Origin of the sequence: Kothea flammea (genome assembly GCF_052161645.1) — a bacterium.
In the GTDB taxonomy this organism is placed as follows: Bacteria; Planctomycetota; Planctomycetia; order Pirellulales; family Pirellulaceae; genus Laterigemmans.
This window is the reverse complement of the sequence record NZ_CP197414.1, coordinates 4,409,798-4,428,664: the sequence shown is the minus strand read 5'-3', so window position 1 is coordinate 4,428,664 and position 18,867 is coordinate 4,409,798. Positions and strand designations below refer to the sequence as shown.

The window sequence follows — 18,867 nt, the reverse complement described above, 5'->3', positions numbered from 1 at the left end:
GTTGATCAACCACCCGTGTAGAGCAGTTGAATTTTAATTTCCGGCAATTGTTCCTTCAGTTGATCCACCCCAGCTTGCGTGACGGCCGTGCGAGTGACGACCAAGTCTTGCAAGGCTGACATTCCGGTTAGGTGAGTCAGGCCCGCATCTGTGATCGACGTTGATCCTAAGTGCAGGAACTTCATGTTCGTCATGCCAGCCAGCGATTGCATCCCGGCGTCAGTCATCCGCGTGTTGTCTAGGTTTAGCCATTCAAGTTTCGTCAGACCGCTCAGCGGCTCGATTCCACTATCGGTTAAATTGACACGCCAAAGGTTCAGTTTCTTGAGCTGTTTGAGCTCCGCGAGGGGCGCCATCGACTCGTCGCTTAACTGAGCACACTCACTTAGATCGAGTTCTTCCAAGTTGGATAACTTGGGCAGCTCGACCATGGCTGCGGTTCCCAGTCGGGTGCGAGATAGACGCAGTTTCCGCAACTCAGGAAACGCCGTCATCACGGCGATGGCTTCGTCACCAATGGTGGTTTCAGCCATGTAGAGTTCGCGTAGATTTGCCAACTCACCTAACTGAGCGATACCCTCTTCGCTGACCCACAAAAAATCGAGTGCCAGTAGTTTGAGGTTGGTTAACTTTGCGACGTGAGCCATGCCGTCGTCGCTGACGCTGCATTCGCCATTGCGGCCCGATAGTCGCAGTGCCTTGAGGTTTTCCAGTGAAGTCAAATGGGCAAGTCCATCGTCACTGATCGGGCAGTCACGCAGATCGAGTTGTTCGAGGTAGGCGAGTTGGCCCACGTTAACCAGCGTGGCGTCGGTGACTTGCGTGTCGCGGAAATCAAGACCGGTGATGTTTCCCGCCGCGTTGCGAGTTACCTTCTCGGTGATTGCCTCGACGCTTGCGACTGCAGCGGGATCATCGGGCGCGGTTGGAACCGCTGCCCTGGCGTCTTCTGCAGAGATTCCTGGCTCGGAATCCGCAGCAACGGGGGGCGTCTTCACGCTGCTGTCGCAACCAACCATCAGGATGGTCGTTACCCCGCCGGCTAGCAGCAAAGATGTTAACTTTAATCGATATCGCGGCGCGGAAGCGTGTGGGCGAGCCAAGTGACATACTCCAGGGGTTTCAATGTTCGATGGGCCGCAAGTCAATGGACTGGCGGCCTGATCATGTGGAAGTTGCCTTCGGGCTTTAGGCCAGCGGGGTAACTTCCCAACCAGCGCGGTATTCCTTGTGGATCAGCGCGTCGGCTTGTGGGCAATTTGTGGCTTTCAATTCGGCTGCATTCCAGTCGAGTTTCATGCCGGTGCGGTAGGCAATGTTGCCCAGCAAGACAGATTCGGTCAAGGCACCTGAATAATCGAAATTACAAGTGGTCGGTGAACCATCTTTGCAGGCCAAGATCCATTCAGCATGGTGGCCGATCGATTCGGGGATTGTTTGCGGAGGTGGTTGGAAATCGGCAAACTTGTCGCGGGGGAAAAATTTGTAATTCGAATAGCTGGAGAACAACTTTCCTTCGCTACCGACAAACATCACACCACTGCTCGGTACTCGCTCGCCGGTGACTTCTTGCGGCGTGTGATCGCCGTCGTACCAAGTCAACTTGACGGGCGGTAAGCCTCCGTCGCGGGCGGGGAATTGATAATGAACTGTTAGACCCAAGGGGCACGTTTCCGGATGTACCTCGGGACCTTCCGCTTCGCAAGATATTGGGTGGCGTAGGTTGAGTGCCCAAAACGGCAGGTCCATATAGTGACAGCCCATATCGCCGAGTGTTCCCTGGCCGAAGTCCCACCACCGACGCCACTGGGCAGGGTGATAGCGACCGGCCGCGTAAGGGCGGGTGGGTGCGGGTCCGAGCCATTGCTCCCAGTTTAGATAAGCGGGTGCCGTTTCACCTTTCTCTGGACGATCGCCACCACCCCAGCCTTTGCCGACCCAAACGTGGACTTCACCGACATCACCGATTGCACCCGATTGGATAATTTCCACCACGCGGCGATAGTTGGAACCGGCGTGAATCTGCGTGCCCATTTGCGTCGCCACACCCTTGGCGGTTGCTGCTTCGGCGATCATTCTCGCTTCGGCAACGGTGTGTGTCAGTGGCTTTTCACAGTAGACGTGCAGCCCAGCGGCGATCGCTCGCATGGCTGCCGGGGCGTGATGATGGTCCGTGGTGCCAATCACGACCGCGTCCGCTTTGTCGGCTTCGTTGGCAATCATCTCACGGTAATCAACATACTTTTTCGCATCCTTGAATTTCATCGCGGCGCGATCGAGATAGTTTTGATCGACATCGCAAAGGCCAACAATATCTTCACCTTGAACGCCGGCAATATCTTCGGCGGCCCGATTGGCGGTGCCGATGCAGAGGATCTTCAGCTTTTGGTTCGCCGCATTCGATTGCTGGGCCTGGGCTTGAGTCCAGTACCCACCGGCAATCGTCGCCGCAGCGGTCGTTTGCAGGAAGCTTCGGCGAGCGATCGGCGATGCGACAACGGGACGTTTCTTCATGATATTACTACTCGTAATTGGGGAAACATGACAAGCATGCGGGACAACAATCGGTTCTCAGGTTACAGTTCTCAGCTCAATCAATGGTCACTTGGCTACCCCACCAATCTGCATTTGGTTGCCAATCAGCCTCCAGCATGGCGGCGTGATTGCGTTCCAAGTTCTGTTTCAATTGAGTTTGCTGGCGGCGAAATTTCGCCTCCGTGCGGGCCGGATCATAACGGGGGTCGGGTTGCGGAAACTCAGCACCCAGCTCGGTCAGCCACGCATGCAATTGAGCCGCCATCGTTTCGGTGCGAACGGGATGCGTTAACGCCAAGTCGCTTTGTTCGCCGGGATCGACCGACAAATCATATAACTCGTTGCGTCCATCCTCATAGTAATGAATTAGTTTCCAATCTCCCTCACGGAGGATCGAACTCGGCTCACCACCTTGGTTGTCGTAGTGCGGATAGTGCCAATATAGCGGACGCGGGGCGATCGATTCACCACGCGTCAGCGGGACCAAGCTGACGCCATCCAGATGCTGCTCGGGCCGAGCCGGCAGACCGCAAAGCTCCAGCACGGTCGGATATAAGTCAGCACCAGTCACGGGAGTATCCGCAGTCGAACCGGCGGGAATTTTCGCCGGGTAGGCGATGTAAAATGGCTCACGAATACCACCTTCCCACTGTCTCCCCTTGCCACCACGCAGCGGCAGATTACTGGTCGCGTAGGCGTCACCCGAAGAAACGCCACCATTGTCGCTGGTGAAGATCACAATCGTATCGTCGCTGATTCCTCGCTGCTCTAGAGCTTGCAAGACGGTGCCCACCGCCTCGTCGAGCGTCTCAACCATACCTGCGTAAACGGGGTGGTCCTGAACTTGCCGCACCGGGAGTGTGCGGTCGACTTTAAAGCGTTCCGCACCTTCTGGTAACTGGGGTGCCGCCTGGCGATACTTCTCCCATTTGGCGGCGGTGGTCTGCACCGGCGCGTGCACCGTGTAGAACGAAAGCATGGCAAAGAATGGCTTGGCATGCTCCGCGCGAATGAATTCAGCCGTCTCGTTGGCGAGTCGCATGGTCAGCGATTCCCCCGGCGGCCCATCTTTCATGACTGGGTTTTTATAAGGTGCAAAAAATCCGCCCGGGGGACTGCCGCGGTGGTGTCCGCCAATGTTGATCTCAAAACCATGATCGGTCGGCAAAGAACCTTCCCCGCCGAGGTGCCACTTGCCCGCAAAAAAAGTGCGATAACCAGCCTCTTTCAGCGACTCGGCCAAGGTCACATCTTGGTGTGGCAAGGCACGCAGGTACTCAGCCGGCAGCAAGCGATCGTCACGTTTCCAGGCCATCCCACTGCTGGCACCAATCCACTGGGTGATTCCGTGGCGAGCGGTAAATTTGCCAAGCTGGATGCTCGCTCGTGAAGGGCTGCAGACGCACGAAGTGGCGTAGCCCTGGGTGAACCGCATTCCCTGCTGGGCCAGCCCATCAATATGCGGAGTCCGATAAAACGTACTGCCTTCTCCCGACAAATCATGCAGTCCCAAATCATCGACTAAAATCAGCACCACGTTAGGTCGTTCGCCGGCCGCGGCGAGATTCGTTGACCAGCAGCTGTAAATTACTGCTCCGCAGATCAGGCTCAGCCTGTAAAGTGTGGCGATCATAATGCAGGTGGGAGAGGCGGGGGAGAAATGAAGCGTTAACCATAGTTTAACCACTGGGGGCGGGCTGCGGGGGTTTACCATGGAATCCTAAAAAACCAATTTTTCCCGGCGACTGAAGCCCAGCGACTGGAATCGTGGTATTTATGGGGGGGCGGTTTCTCGGGAAAATTGGGAGGCAATTTGCAAGGTCGTTGCGTGGATGTCGACGATATCCTCGACGTGAGGTGCGTAGCCACCAGCCATCGCGATCGCCACCGGCAAATTGGCTTGGCGACAAGCCGACAGAACCATCGTATCGCGTGCCGCCAGCCCCCGCTTGGTGACTCGCAGTCTTCCCAGCCGGTCGCCTTCATAGGGATCGGCTCCAGCAAGGTAGATTGCTAAATCAAAAGGCCCCGCTGCCAAGGCGAGCTCAAGTCCCTGCCGCAGGGCAGTCAGATAAGTGTCATCATCGCTGCCATCGGCCAGCGGAACATCCAAGTCGCTGGGATGTTTGCGGAGGGGGAAATTTTTGGCGCCGTGGATTGAAAACGTAAAAGCGCTATCGTCGCCATGGAGGATGCTGGCCGTTCCATTCCCCTGATGAACGTCACAATCGATGACGATCCCACGCTGGATCAAACCTTCATGACGTAACACTCGCAACGCGATTGCGGCATCATTAAAGACGCAGTAACCTTCGCCGCAGTCGGCAAAGGCGTGGTGCGTGCCTCCCGCCAGATTGGCTGCGATGCCTTCACGAAGTGCTGCTCTGGCTGCGGCAATCGTGGCTCCCGAACTGCGACGGCTGCGCTCGGCCATCTGGGGCGACCAAGGAAAACCGATGCGACGAATCTCCGCTTGCGTCAGTCGCCCTTGCTGGACACGTTGCAGGTAATCGCCATCATGAGCTAACAAAATTTCGTCGTCGGTTGCCGCCGGTGGAATCAGTAGGGGATCGGCTTGATGGTAATCATCGGCGGCAATTCGTAACCGCAACAACCGGTATTTGCTCATCGGAAATCGATGGCCGGCGGGGAGCGGCAGTTCGAAGTGATCTGTGTAATAGAGCCGCATGATACCTAGCGATTTTCACCTTCACCGGGTTGCTGCCCAGTCTCGTGATCTTTGTCAGCGAGCGCTTCGAGTTCACCGAACTCCTCTAACCACAAACGAATGTCGTTATCGTATTCGGTCGCCATATCGCTGAGTACTAACTGGCGATGAAACGCGGCAGCCCCTTGATCGACATGTTCGGCCGCTTCGGCGCTGGGGAACCGGCGGTTGGCATCGGGAGCAATTAGGCCGCGACAAAAGTTCATCAGCAGCGTATTGCAGGTGACTTCGGCCGGCAGCAATTCGTTCAAGCGATTCGGTAGCTCGCGTTTGGCTACCAATAACTGTCGCAAGCTCAAGCCGCTGGAAAAAGGGGGACGTCCTGCCAGCATTTCAATCAATACATATCCCAGGCTGGCCAGGTCGCTCCTCGGAGTCGCTTCGTTATGTTCCAGCACCTCGGGAGCGGCGTAGACCGGCGTGCAGTCGCGATCGTGATGCGGAGCGCGAAAGTCGAAGGCTGAACCGATGTCAATCAGCTTCAAGTGACCGGTTCGCTTCAACATCAAGTTCGCTGGCTTGATATCGCCGTGCACAATGCCCTCGCGATGCAAAGCGGCCAGCGCCGACAAACATTCGCGAACAATCGCCACCGCCACACCCGCTTTAAATCGCGACTGTTCGGGACCGGCTGTCAAAATCACCTCATTGATATATCGCCAGCGACGAGGTTCCACTCGTTGGCAAAGGGCTACCAAGTGATCGGGACTCAACAGTTTCCGCAAGTCGAAGCCGTCGATCCACTCCATCACCATGATCCGCACCCGATTGCGGTCGACAAAGTTGTGCACGTCGAGCAAGTTGTCGTGCTGGATCACGGCCACCCGCGCCGCGATCCCGGCAATCCGCCGCATCGCTTCTTCGTACTGCCGAACGTCGGTATAACGCTGCGGCGAAAACACCTTTACGGCGACCGGCAAAGTAAAGGCGTCCGTGCCACGGCAGGCGGAGAGAAAGACTCGGCCTTGACCACCCGACCCCAGCAGTTTTCCCAATCGGTGGTGTGTCGTCCAGTTTAATCGCCGCCGCGAAACGAGTTCTTGATAAGGACCTTCCAACTCATTGTGTTTGTCTTGATCGCTCGGTGAACCATGAAAGGTCAGCGTCGCATTCGGGTCATGACGGGTAGTACCCGCGACATCTCGCATCCGTGTCATGTAGTTGCGTTCCAAATCGCATCCGGGTGAGGAAAACCGAGTCGCTTGTCAACTCGATTGTATAGCGGCTGGCCTATTTGCCATCTCCGCAAATTTTCGCAGACCAGCTCGACCGTATCGTCAACTCGACGATACGATTGTGCACCAACGTGAGGGGTGATCAACACATTGGGCAAATCCCAAAGCGCACTGCGCTCGGGTAATGGTTCAATTTCAGTCACATCCAAACCAGCCGCCTGGATGTGACCACTCTGCAATGCGGAAACCAAATCTTGTTCCTTGACCACCTGGCCCCGCGCCACGTTGATCAAATAACTGCCCGGTTGCATTTGACCGAATCGCTCCGTGTTGAACATCCCCTCAGTCTGCGAGTTAAGGGGCAATGCCAAAATCACGACTTGGCTGCTGGAAAGTAACCGCTCCAGTTGATCATGAGGCCACAGTTCGTCCACATGTTCGCTGGCGTACTCTGGAAAGTAATCAGTCGCCACGATATCGCTGCACAGCGGACGCAGTGCCCGGGCTATCGCCCGACCATTCCCCCCCAGGCCAACGATTCCCACCCGCTTGCCGCGGAGGTCATCGGTCGGTCGGCGAATAAATTCCTTTTTTGCGGCGGCCGCAATAAACGTCGGTATACGTCTCAACAGCCCAAATAGCAGGGCTAATGTCTGTTCGGTGACTTGTGGCGCGAACAACCCGGAGGCACTTGTGACGATAATCTCCGAGTTAATCACCCCGGGAACCAAACAGTGGTCCAAGCCAGCAGCGGAAGACTGAATCCATTTTAGCCTACCGGTTTCCAGCACACGCCCCCAATCCACGGGGACTTTTGCATGGCCGACGAAAATATCGGCGGCGGGCAATTCCTCCGCAATTCGTTCTTGCCCGGCGTCAATGATCTCGGCACCCGCCGGGGCGGCGGCCCGAATTTTCTCGATGTGAGCAGGTTCGACGGGAAAACAAAGCACGATTCGCATCATCGAAACTCGAAGCCGCAACCAGACCAGCAATTCTTAACATACTTCCGACGCGGCATCCTATCGATCCCCAGATGATTCGCAAGGAGCCAACTTGCTTTGGATTATCCTCGTGGCTTTCAAGCCACTTCTCTTCCGCTAACCTTCAAATCGCGCTCTTACCTTCAAATCGCGATCAATCCCGAGGGGTGGTCGCCACTCGCTGCTGGGCAGTATACAGCAACTGATTGGCGGCGGTTTATTTTGGTGGTAGATTAGCGATCTGTTCTGAGGGGCATCGCAGATCGAACGGGATCGGCCCCCCCGTTAAACGCGGTTTCTGAAACGCGGGCTAGGTTCCTGGATGCCATCATGATTTCGCTGGTTTGTCGCGTTTTTTTGCCGGTTTTTTGGGCCATTCCCCTTGTCCAACAGGAAGCTCCGCCTCCCGCGCTCTCCACCGACCAAATCGTACTGGATTCTTTTCGCCAGTCCCATGATGGCTGGAGCGCCGACGAAGTTCTGCTCGATGACGTACGTCGCGCCCGCTTTCTCGAAGCAGTCAGAAAACACTCTGCCGATTTATCCGAACAGGAAATCAATGAGACATTGCTGCGGCTGCGAAAGGCAGGCAAGCTGCGAATAAAATCAACTCGTCGCGGACAACCTCCCGCGGAACGTTATCGCCCCGCAGCCGAAATTGCCGCCCGACTCGTCATCGACCGCCGGCAAGCCACGACCGATCTGCAAGTCACCACCGACATGATCGTGGCTGACCCTAGCTTGCGAACCGAATTTTTCCGCGAAGCGCGACGCATCAGTCCGGAAGTGGAATCGTATGCGGCGCTGAAATGGGTGCTGAATCTGCGAAAGTCGCGTCGGCTCCGCCCGGAACTGGTGGCGCGCGTCGTCGACTGGCAACGTGAAATACAAACCCGCAGCTACCAAGAACTGCGACAAAGCGAAACAGTTATTCCAGCACAACCTGGTGTTTATCTATTTCGTGACGCGACCGGCTATCTTTATATCGGCGAAGCTAAGAATCTCCGCGAGCGGTTGAGAGAACACTTGCGCACCAGCGATCGCCAAGGTTTGGCAGATTACTTGGAAGAACATGGCGGCCAAGATCTGACCGTGGAACTGCACGTTTTCCCCACCGATTCTCCGGCACGCCAAGCTTCTCATCGACGCGCTTATGAAAGTGACCTAATCCGCACCCGCCAACCTAGGCTCAACGTGCGACCATAAAACTAGCTTCGAGCAGGATCATAAATGTCCATTAACCGTAAGACGCACGCGTACGTTGCTCTGCAGCAGTGTTGTGTAGGAACGAGTGCGCCAGCGGCTATTCGTTTAACCGTCAGCCGCAGGCGTACGTTGCGCCACAGAAGTGTTCGGTAGCAACAAGTACGCCTGCGGCTAACTGTTAGCATGCTTGGAAGATATCTGTCAACGTATGGTAGATATCTTTCATGCAGTGATTGATATTTCTCATTTCCTGAAACCGTATGCAAAGGATGATTGTATGAAACTCGCATTATTGTTGCTTGCCGCGGTGAGCTTGCCGTTTGCAACCACTGGCTCAGTCCTGGCCGAAGAACCAAAGTTCGACGAGAAAATTCTTGGCGTCTGGCAGGCAACTTCAATTATGAAGGCTGGTAAAGAAGCACCACCTGAAGCAGTGAAGTTGATGCGGATGACGTTCAAAAAAGACGAAGTGCTGGTGCGTGGTAACTTTCAAGATGAACGCGAAGTCAGTTGTAAGTATAAGCTCGATGCGATGAAGTCACCCATGCACTTCGATCTGATGCCTCCGGGCGAGGATAACGCGGTGTTGGGGATTCTTCGCTTCAAGGATGGCAAGCTTGAAATTTGCTTTCGCAACGCAAACAACTCAGGGGAGCGACCACAGGCGTTCGAGGCAGATCAAGACAAATCGGTTGTCTTGATGAAGTTTGAGCGAGTCCCCGCAAAGCCGTAAAACGAAAGTAAGCCTTGAGAACGAAGGCTTACTTTCAAGGTGCGCCGCTTTTGAGGGGTGTGTTGGGAGTTGAGGGGCAGGAACGGGTACAATTGAGGATATCACCACCGGGTCGCACGAGTTGGAGGAGTCTCTGCCGGCGACTTGGCTGCGATCTAAAAACCGTCGGCCGCAAGTCGCGTACTCCCTTGGTTTTTTGGCCGCCTGCTAATTTTCACTCGACTTCATTGGACGGAGTAACCGCATGTCACAGCCTCAACATCCCGCCGGGCGTCGCCAATTTTTCCGTGCTTGCGGTGGCGTGACAGCCGCGCTCGCTCTGCCGGAACTGGAAATGCTTGGCAATCTGCCTGCCGTCTCAGCGGCAGATACCGTGCTAGATCAGCAGTTTGTCAAGTTTGATGATGATATCGAACCACTCGTGCGATTGTTGGAAGAAACGCCACGCGAGCGAGTTGTGCAGGCTTTCGCCAGCAAGATTCATGATGGCACCAGTTATCGTGAAGTGCTCGCCGCGCTGTTGTTGGCGGGGGTGCGAAACGTGGAGCCTCGTCCGAGCGTGGGATTCAAATTTCACGCCGTGTTGGTCGTAAATTCGGCGCACCTTGCCAGCTTGGCATCGCCGGCCGAGGATCGTTGGCTGCCAATCTTCTGGGCGCTCGATTACTTCAAATCCTCCCAGGCTCGCGACGTTCAGGAGGGCAATTGGACGATGGCTGCGGTCGGGGAAGCCAGGGTTCCACCACCTCATCAAGCGCGCCAAGCTTTCCGCCAAGCGATGGAGCGGTGGGACGTGGAGGCAGCCGATGTGGCGATCGCTGGCCTGGTGCGTTCGGCCGGTGCGAACGAAGTATTTGAATTGATGGCCCATTATGGCTGCCGAGATTTTCGCAGCATCGGTCACAAGGCGATCTTTGTAGCCAATGGCTTTCGCACTTTGCAATGTATCGGTTGGCGATACGCCGAGCCGGTCTTGCGGTCGCTGACCTACGCTCTCTTGAATCATCAAGGCGAAGACAACCCTGCGGAAAGCGATTTGCCAGCCGACGCAGCTTGGCGAGTAACCAATAGTTTGATTGACAGTTTTGACCGGGAGTGGAACAGCGGCACTCAAAATGAGTCCGCCGTCGTCGATCACTTGGCCTTACTGCGAGAGGCTTCGCCGGAGGAAGCCGTGCGGGCAACTGCTGAGCTTATTAAAGGTGGTTTACATCCTCAGTCGATTAGTGATGCGTTGTTCCTATCGGCTGGAGAAATGCTGATGCGTCAGCCGGGAATCATTTCCTTGCATTCATCAACAACCACCAATGCCATGCAATATGCTTTTCGGACCGCCCATAACCGTAAGACGCGGCTGCGGTTATTATTACAAAATGCGGCCTTCATGCCGCACTTCCGGCAATCGATGCAGTCGCGTGGCGATGTTGGCGAGCAACGCATTGAACAATTTGCGCAGCCACGAGAGCATGCTCAGCAGCCCAGCGTGAACACAATTTTCGCCACGATCAGTAACAATCGGCCTGGTGCAGCCGACCAGTTGTTACATTTTCTTTCTAGCGGCGGTCGTGCGGAAGATGTCATTACGGGGGCTCGACGTTTAGTCTTCCTCAAGGGAACGGACTCACATGATTATAAGTTTAGCTCGGCCGTGCTGGAGGACTATCGCGCCGTCTCGCCCCAGTTCCGTGATAGTTATTTGGCCGCAGCCGCTTATCTGTTGCCCGGCAGTGGTGATCGGGACAATGGTTTGGTGGATCGAATTCGCGAGGCGCTAGCCTGATTTCGCTGCGGCCGAATGCCCGACCAATCTAGTCGTTGTCGGTGGGAGCTTGTGATTGTAATTTGCACTTTTATTGGTCGGAATGATTGATGTCACGTAAGGGCAAGCGAGTACTCGCGGCTGGTAGCGCCAGCGCCGGAGAGGCTTTACCAGAAGATGTCTTGCCTGCGGATGAATGGACCGCTCTCCAGGCCGCTTTGTTGGCGAAACCGCCCAAAGCGGTGCGATGGCGACCGACGGCCGCTTTGGGAGGCGCCGAGCCGCTGCCGAGTCCCTTTGCGACGGAACCAGTACCGTGGTTTGCGGGTGGGCACTTTGCCGTTGAGACGCACCAGCCTGGACGCTTTCTCCAGCACGCGGCTGGATGTTTCTTTGTTCAGGATGCCGGGTCTTTGCTCGCGCTGCGATTGCTGGACGTACAGCCGCACGAACAGATCGCCGATTTATGCGCGGCGCCAGGCGCAAAAGCCAGCGGGATTCTCGAGGTGGTGGGACCGGGCGGGGGATTTCTGCTGGCTAACGAACCGATCCGAGGGCGACTCCCAGCACTCGCGTGGAATTTAGCCCGCGTCGGTTTTCCCAGGTTCGCGGTTAGTTCCTATGATGTGGAGGCATTGGCCGAAGAGTTAGTCGAACAGTTTGATGGCGTGTTAGTGGATGCACCTTGCACCGGGCAAACGTTGTTGGGGCGGGGTAAGCAAAAATCATTAGTATTTTCCGCCACGAAGATCTCACACGCTGCCGCTCGCCAACGTCGCATCCTAGCAGCCGCCGCGGAGTTGGTCAGGCCAGGTGGGCGACTCGTCTATTCCACTTGTACATTTGCGGTGGAAGAGAACGAGCATGTAGTCGCTGCATTCCTGAGCGAGCATCCGCAATGGCGCGTGCGAGACATCCCCGACTTGGCAGCCTGGCGAAGCGGATTGGAGCCGGGGGGCTACCGCTTATTTCCTCATCGCGATCGGTGTGCGGGGGCTTACGCCGTGTTGTTGCAACGCAGCAATGCAGTTAATGACCCCGAAGCGAACTCTGAGACTTCGCCGTTGCTCAAGGAACCACAGTGGGATAAGCCCCAGTGCTGCGAGCCATTTGAACTCGCTGGTGAAACCATTGGCACGCTTTGCGATTTTCAGTTAACGTCTGCCGGCCAGCAGATGTTTGGTGTTGTCAGCGACTCGCCGCCTTGGGTTCAGACGTTGTTTCAACGCGGCCTGGAGCTAGCATATCAACCTGCTAAGCAGTGGATGCCGTCCCATGCCCTCGCCATGCGGCGTGATCCAAACTGGCGACCCGAACGGACGATGGCGTTAAGCGATGATGACGCCCGGCAATTTTTGCAAGGCCATCCCCTCGCCACCGGACCGGCTGGTTGGACTGTGGTAACGTGGCGTGGCCATCCATTGGGCTGGGTGCGGGCTAATGCCATGCGTGCCAACAATGGACTACCCACAGCAGCGAGACTCCCGTTTATCCCACTGTAAGCACCTCGAAATAAGTCATTCGGCGATATCAGCCGTTGAGCGCTAGCTCACGCTTCTGCGTCACTCTTTCCCTCAACTTGTGTGTATAAAAATGCAAACCATTCGAATGCTGTTCTGCTGTGTCGCATTAGCCTCAGCCAGCACCCTCTCGGCACAAGAAACCGTAAAGGTCTTCATCTTAGCTGGGCAATCCAACATGCAGGGGCATGGCAAGATAGTGGCCGAAGCTAAGTCGAATGCCGGTCGAGGTTCGCTGGAATCATTAGTGCAAGCTGCGGAAACAAAGGCAGACTATCAACATTTGGTCGATGCCGAGGGAAGCTGGACCACGCGTCCCGACGTTCAGATCTGGTACTTGGGTCGCAGCGGTAATCTGGCACCTGGCTTTGGAGCAAAAGAGGATTTCATTGGTCCCGAGTTGGGCTTCGGCCATGTCGTTGGTGATGCGCTCGAGCAACCGGTGCTGTTGATCAAACTCGCCTGGGGCGGCAAAAGTCTAGGAGCCGATTTTCGTCCGCCCTCCGCAGGAGGTGATGTTGGGCCTTATTACCAGGAATTAGTCAAATTGACCAAGGAAGTATTGAGCGACGCCGCGGAGCTTTTTCCTCAATATGCTGGTCATCGGCTGGAGCTGAGTGGTTTCGCTTGGCATCAGGGCTGGAACGATCGCGTCAATCAAAAATTTAACGACCAATATGAAGAGAACATGGCCCACTTTATCCGCGACATACGCCGTGATCTAGCAGCGCCGAGCCTACCCTTCGTGATTGCCGAGACCGGGATGAGCGGCTACGAGGAAACGCACCCTCGCGCGCTGTCGCTGATGAAAGCGCAAGCGGCTGTGGCCACTCATGACGCATTCAAAGGCAATGTCGCGTTCGTCGAGACCAAGGGATTTTATCGCCCGAAAGAGGTTTCCCCCTCGGGCCAAGCCTATCACTGGAATAACAACGCGGAGACCTATTATTTGATCGGCCAAGGGATGGGGAAAGCGATTTTAGGGTTATTGTCAAAGTGACAATGACGCACTTCGCATATGGTGCCTACTGTTCTGTTAAGCACCTCGACATAAGGTTTTCGGCGTGATCAGCCGTTTAGCGCGGGCTCACGGTTTCGAGGAACCGGACGCTGGCGCGTTCTGGCTAATTCCTTGGGTTTTTTCGCTGGTGTCGATCCTCAAAGACTGATAGGTATAACAATGACCGCTGTAGCCTCGGCAGGCGAGGCTGGCACCGATCGCCGTCCACAGCCATCCCCACGGCTTTTCGCGAGCGAGACCAAAGAGGGCTAGGCCGATGCCGCCGGCCATCGACGCGATCTGTTCCCCGCGGCTGATGTTTTGGTCCGTACGGGCCGAGCAGTGATCTGTTATTTCCACGTTAGCGGTGGCTGACTGATAAGAACGCGGGGGAGTTGCCTGATCGAACGTGTTGTTCATCATTTATCCAGTGTTTGCGAATGGGCAGTTGGGCAAGCGGGTGCGACGCGGGGCGAGTAGTCGGATAAGTTGGGCCCGCGCGGCGCCGCGGTGGTAATGCCGCGGTGGTAATTGACAGGTTGCAATTGACAGGTTGCAATTGACGTGCCCATTGCCAATCCGCTCCGGCCCGTCAAAGTTGCTATACTGGGCCCCACCCCCGATGCTGTCCCGCCTATTCGACTTTCCCAAGGAAAGCTCTCGCCATGAATTCTCGGATGTGTTTCCTGCTCGTGAGTTTTCTCGTTGGCTTATCTGCCAACTTGTCCGCCCAATCGTCGATTGCCGTGCTGCCCCAAGTGAGTGATGCTGATCCCGCCGGATTGATGCAAACTTGGTTGATGCAGCGAGCCGCACAAGCCTTTGGTCGCTGGGAGTCTCGCTATGAGAGTTTAAAGACGCCTGCGCAGATCGCCGCGTATCAAACGCAGATGCGTCAGCAGTTTGTCGACGCGCTGGGTGGATTTCCCGAGCGGACTCCACTCAACGCGCGGGTCACGGGTACCGTCCAGCGGGACGGTTACCGCGTGGAGAAAGTGCTGTTCGAGAGCGAGCCTCACAACTTTGTCTCGGGTCTTTGTTTTGTCCCTGATGCGGAGCGTTTTCAGGCCCCCTATCCTGGCGTTTTAGTTGTCTGCGGGCATTCCGCCAATGGTAAAGGATACGATGGTTATCAGACCGCTACCGCGATGCTGGCGAAGCATGGGATTGTTGGATTTATTATCGATCCGATTTGCCAAGGAGAGCGACTGCAGCACTTTAATCCCGATGGTTCGGTTCGCGTGGCGAGTTCCACGCAAGGCCACACGTTGTTGGGGTTGGGGGCGATCTTATTAGGAAAGAATACCGCGACGACGGAGATCTGGGATGGAATGCGAGCGATTGATTACCTGCAACAACGCCCCGACGTCGATGGGGAGCTGATTGGCTGCATGGGCAACAGCGGCGGTGGCACGCAGACCGCCTATCTAATGGCTCTGGATGATCGTATCAAAGCGGCTTCTCCCGCCTGCTACATCACGACGTTTGAGGCTTTACTAAACACCATCGGCCCGCAAGATGCCGAGCAAAACATCTTCGCCCAATTAGATTGGGGGATGGAGCATTCCGACTATCTGTTGATGCGGGCCCCCACTCCAATTTTGATGTGCACGGCAACGCAAGATTTCTTTTCAATCGAAGGAGCTTGGACCTCGTTCCGTCGTGGCAAACGACTGTTCGGTCGACTTGGGCACCCTGAACGTATCGGTTTGGTGGAAGTGGATGAGCCACATGGCTGGCACCGCCCACTACGCGAAGCCGCAGTCCAGTGGATGGTACGTTGGCTCGCCGGTCGCGATGAACTCATCCGCGAACCAAAGCTAGAACTGCTTTCCGCCGCCGAATTGCAAGTGACCCCAACGGGGCAAGTGTTGCAGATCGAGGGGGCTAAGAGTATCGGTACGTTGCAGCTTGAAGAGTTTCAACAGTTGAATCAAGCTCGCAAACAACTTTGGGCAACGCCAAAAATTGCGCTGGCTCGCGTGCGAGAGTTAAGTAACATCCGCCCGCTGGACGACATCCCGGCACCCACGGTTCGGAAGCTTGAGACGATCGAGCGGGATGGAATTGCCATCCAACCGCTCGTGTTGACGGGCGACGCGGGAGTGCCCTTGCCAGCTCTGCTCTACCAGCCGACTGTAACGACTCCGCTCAAAGGGCAGTTGATTTATCTTCATGAAGCGGGCAAGCAGGCCAGCATCGAGCAGCAGGACACGCCGCTGTCGGCACTCCACTACGCAAAGTTGGGATATCAGGTGCTTGCCCTGGACGTGCGGGGGATCGGCGAGACGGCACCACGCGATGCCGTTTGGTATCACCCTCGATTCGGCGCCGATGGCAAGCATCTGGCGATCGCCTACTTGCTCGGGGAAAACTATATCGGAATGCGAGCGGAGGATTTATTAATTGCAGCGCGATGGTTGCAAACCCAAGCGTCTGTCGAGGCGAATGATCGGGCAAACGTTACACCACTCGCCTTGGTCGCCATTGGCAAACTGGGGCCCGTCGCCCTCCATGCCGCCGCGTTGCAGCCGAGCATGTTCGCTAAAGTCACGATCTTTAACTCGATCAACACTTGGGAAACGATTTTCAGTTCCCTCACTTCGCAAGACCAATTCGTGAATTGCATCCACGGAGCGGCCCGAGTTTATGATCTGCAGGACTTGATCAACCAACTCGGTGATCAAATAGAGATGATTAACGTGGTCGATGCGATGGGCAACAGCGTCGAATAGTGCTGTCGAATCTGGTAAGCACGAAACCAGCTGAAACTCGCTAGCTTCCGGTTCCGACGAACTGTTAGCTAGCGCTCAACGGCTGATATAACCGAAAGCTAAAATCATGAACCCTAAATCTGGACTGGTAGTTTCGCTGTTCTCGGTCTGTTGCCTAACAGCTTTGCAGGGTGAGGAACCGGCGTTTTCCGTAGAGCGAATTGCGGCGCAGCAGGGATTCAATGGCGAAGACTGTTGGGTTCATGCGCGAGCTGGCGTGATACCCGCTGGGGCCCCAGGAAATGAAGGCCAACAGCCTCTGGTCATCATGACGATGCAGAAATTACAGCTCAGTGGTTCGGATCTGTTCTCGGGACTTTCTGAGTTACGCTCCATCGACCTCGGACGCAGTTGGACGGAGCCGGTCGCGGTACAAGCTTTTGCCCGGTCGAAGTACAATGCCCAGCAGGGGATGTTGCCAAAGGGAATGCACGTGTCGACTGATCTATTGCAGAGCGGAGACGAAACGACCGTCTGCGATTTTACCCCCCAGTGGCACGCGGCCAGTCAACGACTGCTGGGAATAGGTCACACCGTTTGGTATCGAAACAACCAAGTTCTGTCCGTCCGGCCCCGGGGGATCGCCTACGCTGTTTTTGACCCCAAACAAAAGGGTTGGACACGTTGGGATACAGTCGAACTGCCCAACAAGGCGGAATTTCTCAATTGCGGCTCGGGGAGTGGGCAGCGGGTTGATCTACCTGGCGGTGACGTGTTAATTCCGTGCTCCTTTAAGCAACCCAGCGCCAGTCAATTCTCCGTCATCGTCTGTCGCTGTCGATTTGATGGTCACACCTTGGAATATGTGGAACATGGTCCATCGATGACCGTGCCGATTAACCGTGGGTTGTATGAGCCATCGTTGGTGCGATTTCAAGGGCGTTACTATTTGACGATGCGGAATGACCAACAGGGATACGTGTGCGTCAGTGAGGATGGTCTAAACTTCGGTCCGGCTCGCCCCTGGAGCTTTGACGATGGCAGTCAGCTCGGCAACTACAATACCCAGCAACATTGGGTTGCCAATGACGAGGGGCTGTATTTGGTTTACACCCGTCGCGGAGCGGACAACGACCATGTCTTTCGCCATCGAGCCCCACTATTCATGGCTCGCGTCGACCCAGAAAGTCTAAGTGTTGTGCGCCGCACCGAGCGTGTGCTGATTCCGGAGCGTGGGGCCAGGCTGGGAAATTTTGGTGTGGTCGACGTGACACCGAATGAAACATGGGTAACCGCGGCGGAGTGGATGCAACCGATTGGCGTGGAAAAATATGGTAGCGATAACAGCGTTTTTATCGCCAAGTTAAAGTGGAAGAAGCCGCGGCACGCGAGTGAGCCTTCCGCAGTTCAATTACCCCCTGGCGACATTCTTTCCCCTTACTTTGCTCCGCCAGCGCGGTGGGAAGAGCAGTTTGGTGATTATCGTTCTCCATTGGTTTTTAATGATGGCTCGGTAGTTGAGACCAGTGACGACTGGGAGCGACGTCGCGCGGAATTGCACGCAGAGTGGGAAGCGCTACTAGGGCGTTGGCCTCCACTGAATGAGCATCCTGCGATACGAATTCTGGAAACCACGGAGCGTCAAGGGATCACCCAGCATCGGATTACATTTCCCTGGACCCCCAACGAAGAGACCACTGGGTACTTGTTAATTCCGCCCGGCAGCGGTCCGCATCCCGCAGTGATTACGGTTTTTTATGAACCGGAGACAGCCATCGGCAAGGGGAGTGGGCCCTATCGCGATTTTGCTTGGCAACTGGCCAAGCGTGGTTTTGTAACGCTCTCACTCGGCACCACACGCGCCACCGCAGCCAAGACGTATGCACTTTACTATCCGAGTATCGAGTCCGCCGAGGTCGCTCCGTTATCGATGTTAGGTTACGCCGCGGCCAGCGGATGGTACTTGTTGGCCAATCGTGATGACGTGGACGCGAGTCGAATTGGCATTGTGGGGCATTCGTTTGGTGGAAAATGGGCAATGTTCGCCGCTTGTCTGTTTGATAAATTCGCCTGCGCTGCAGTGTCCGATCCGGGGATTGTCTTTGACGAGAGTCGTTCGAATGTCAATTACTGGGAACCTTGGTACCTGGGATATCATCCTCAGCCATGGCGGAAGCGGGGCATGATCACGGCGGAGAATCCTGCCCGCGGACTGTACGCCCAATTGACCGCTGCGGGACGCGATCTGCATGGACTACATGCCCTGATGGCACCGCGTCCTTTCTTGGTATCGGGTGGTGCGGAAGATCCACCGGCACGTTGGGAAGCGCTGAATCATACTCGACAGATCAATCGCCTGCTCGGTTATGAACAACGGGTTGCCATGACGAATCGTCCAGACCATTCGCCCAATGCTGATTCCAACGCGATCATCTATGCGTTCTTCCAACATTTTCTCGGAGAGTCCAATGAGGCACGTTGATTGCATTGACGGCAATCACGATGACTCTTTTG

At 55.8% G+C, this 18,867-nt stretch carries 14 protein-coding genes; 7 read left to right on the top strand and 7 right to left on the bottom strand.

Annotated features, from left to right (window positions below):
• Positions 1-5: 5 nt before the first annotated feature.
• The 6 genes from SH139x_RS16720 to SH139x_RS16695 all read right to left on the bottom strand — a co-directional run bounded on the left by SH139x_RS16720 (position 6) and on the right by SH139x_RS16695 (position 7,400).
• Positions 6-1,103: a leucine-rich repeat domain-containing protein gene (locus SH139x_RS16720; protein ID WP_488350913.1), complete on the bottom strand. Its 1,098-nt coding sequence runs from the start codon at positions 1,101-1,103 to the stop codon at positions 6-8.
• Positions 1,104-1,188: 85 nt separating this feature from the next.
• Positions 1,189-2,514: a Gfo/Idh/MocA family protein gene (locus tag SH139x_RS16715; protein WP_488350912.1), complete on the bottom strand. Its 1,326-nt coding sequence runs from the start codon at positions 2,512-2,514 to the stop codon at positions 1,189-1,191.
• 76 nt (positions 2,515-2,590) lie between these two features.
• Positions 2,591-4,168, bottom strand: coding sequence for a sulfatase (locus SH139x_RS16710; RefSeq protein ID WP_488350911.1), 1,578 nt, complete (start codon positions 4,166-4,168; stop codon positions 2,591-2,593).
• A 141-nt stretch (positions 4,169-4,309) separates the two neighbouring features.
• A complete protein-coding gene (locus SH139x_RS16705) occupies positions 4,310-5,224 on the bottom strand; it encodes a histone deacetylase family protein (RefSeq protein ID WP_488350910.1) in 915 nt (304 codons plus the stop codon).
• Positions 5,225-5,229: 5 nt separating this feature from the next.
• A complete protein-coding gene (locus tag SH139x_RS16700) occupies positions 5,230-6,411 on the bottom strand; it encodes a serine/threonine-protein kinase (RefSeq protein WP_488350909.1) in 1,182 nt (393 codons plus the stop codon).
• A gap of 5 nt (positions 6,412-6,416) precedes the next feature.
• A complete protein-coding gene (locus SH139x_RS16695) occupies positions 6,417-7,400 on the bottom strand; it encodes a D-2-hydroxyacid dehydrogenase (RefSeq protein WP_488356037.1) in 984 nt (327 codons plus the stop codon).
• Between the two features lie 351 nt (positions 7,401-7,751).
• Here SH139x_RS16695 and SH139x_RS16690 point away from each other — a divergent pair, with 351 nt between their 5' ends.
• The 5 genes from SH139x_RS16690 (at position 7,752) to SH139x_RS16670 (ending at position 13,639) form a co-directional block, all read left to right on the top strand.
• Positions 7,752-8,627, top strand: a complete 876-nt coding sequence (locus tag SH139x_RS16690; RefSeq protein ID WP_488350908.1) for a nucleotide excision repair endonuclease — start codon at positions 7,752-7,754, stop codon at positions 8,625-8,627.
• Between the two features lie 277 nt (positions 8,628-8,904).
• Positions 8,905-9,360: a TIGR03067 domain-containing protein gene (locus SH139x_RS16685; RefSeq protein WP_488350907.1), complete on the top strand. Its 456-nt coding sequence runs from the start codon at positions 8,905-8,907 to the stop codon at positions 9,358-9,360.
• Between the two features lie 244 nt (positions 9,361-9,604).
• Positions 9,605-11,140 carry a hypothetical protein gene (locus tag SH139x_RS16680; RefSeq protein WP_488350906.1) on the top strand — a complete coding sequence of 512 codons (1,536 nt, stop codon included), beginning with the start codon at positions 9,605-9,607 and terminating at the stop codon, positions 11,138-11,140.
• Between the two features lie 89 nt (positions 11,141-11,229).
• Positions 11,230-12,621 carry a methyltransferase RsmF C-terminal domain-like protein gene (locus tag SH139x_RS16675; protein WP_488350905.1) on the top strand — a complete coding sequence of 464 codons (1,392 nt, stop codon included), beginning with the start codon at positions 11,230-11,232 and terminating at the stop codon, positions 12,619-12,621.
• 91 nt (positions 12,622-12,712) lie between these two features.
• On the top strand, positions 12,713-13,639 hold the full coding sequence (locus tag SH139x_RS16670) for a sialate O-acetylesterase (protein WP_488350904.1): 927 nt from the start codon (positions 12,713-12,715) through the stop codon (positions 13,637-13,639).
• Between the two features lie 87 nt (positions 13,640-13,726).
• On the opposite strand, the gene SH139x_RS16665 is transcribed toward SH139x_RS16670, so the two are convergent.
• Entirely contained in the window at positions 13,727-14,062 is a 336-nt protein-coding gene (locus tag SH139x_RS16665) for a YgaP family membrane protein (protein ID WP_488350903.1), read from the bottom strand.
• 242 nt (positions 14,063-14,304) lie between these two features.
• On the opposite strand from SH139x_RS16665, the gene SH139x_RS16660 reads away from it, so the two are divergent.
• Together SH139x_RS16660 and SH139x_RS16655 are read left to right on the top strand one after the other, a co-directional pair.
• Positions 14,305-16,374: an alpha/beta hydrolase gene (locus SH139x_RS16660; RefSeq protein ID WP_488350902.1), complete on the top strand. Its 2,070-nt coding sequence runs from the start codon at positions 14,305-14,307 to the stop codon at positions 16,372-16,374.
• Between the two features lie 106 nt (positions 16,375-16,480).
• A complete protein-coding gene (locus SH139x_RS16655; RefSeq protein WP_488350901.1) occupies positions 16,481-18,835 on the top strand; it encodes a prolyl oligopeptidase family serine peptidase in 2,355 nt (784 codons plus the stop codon).
• Positions 18,836-18,867 lie beyond the last annotated feature (32 nt).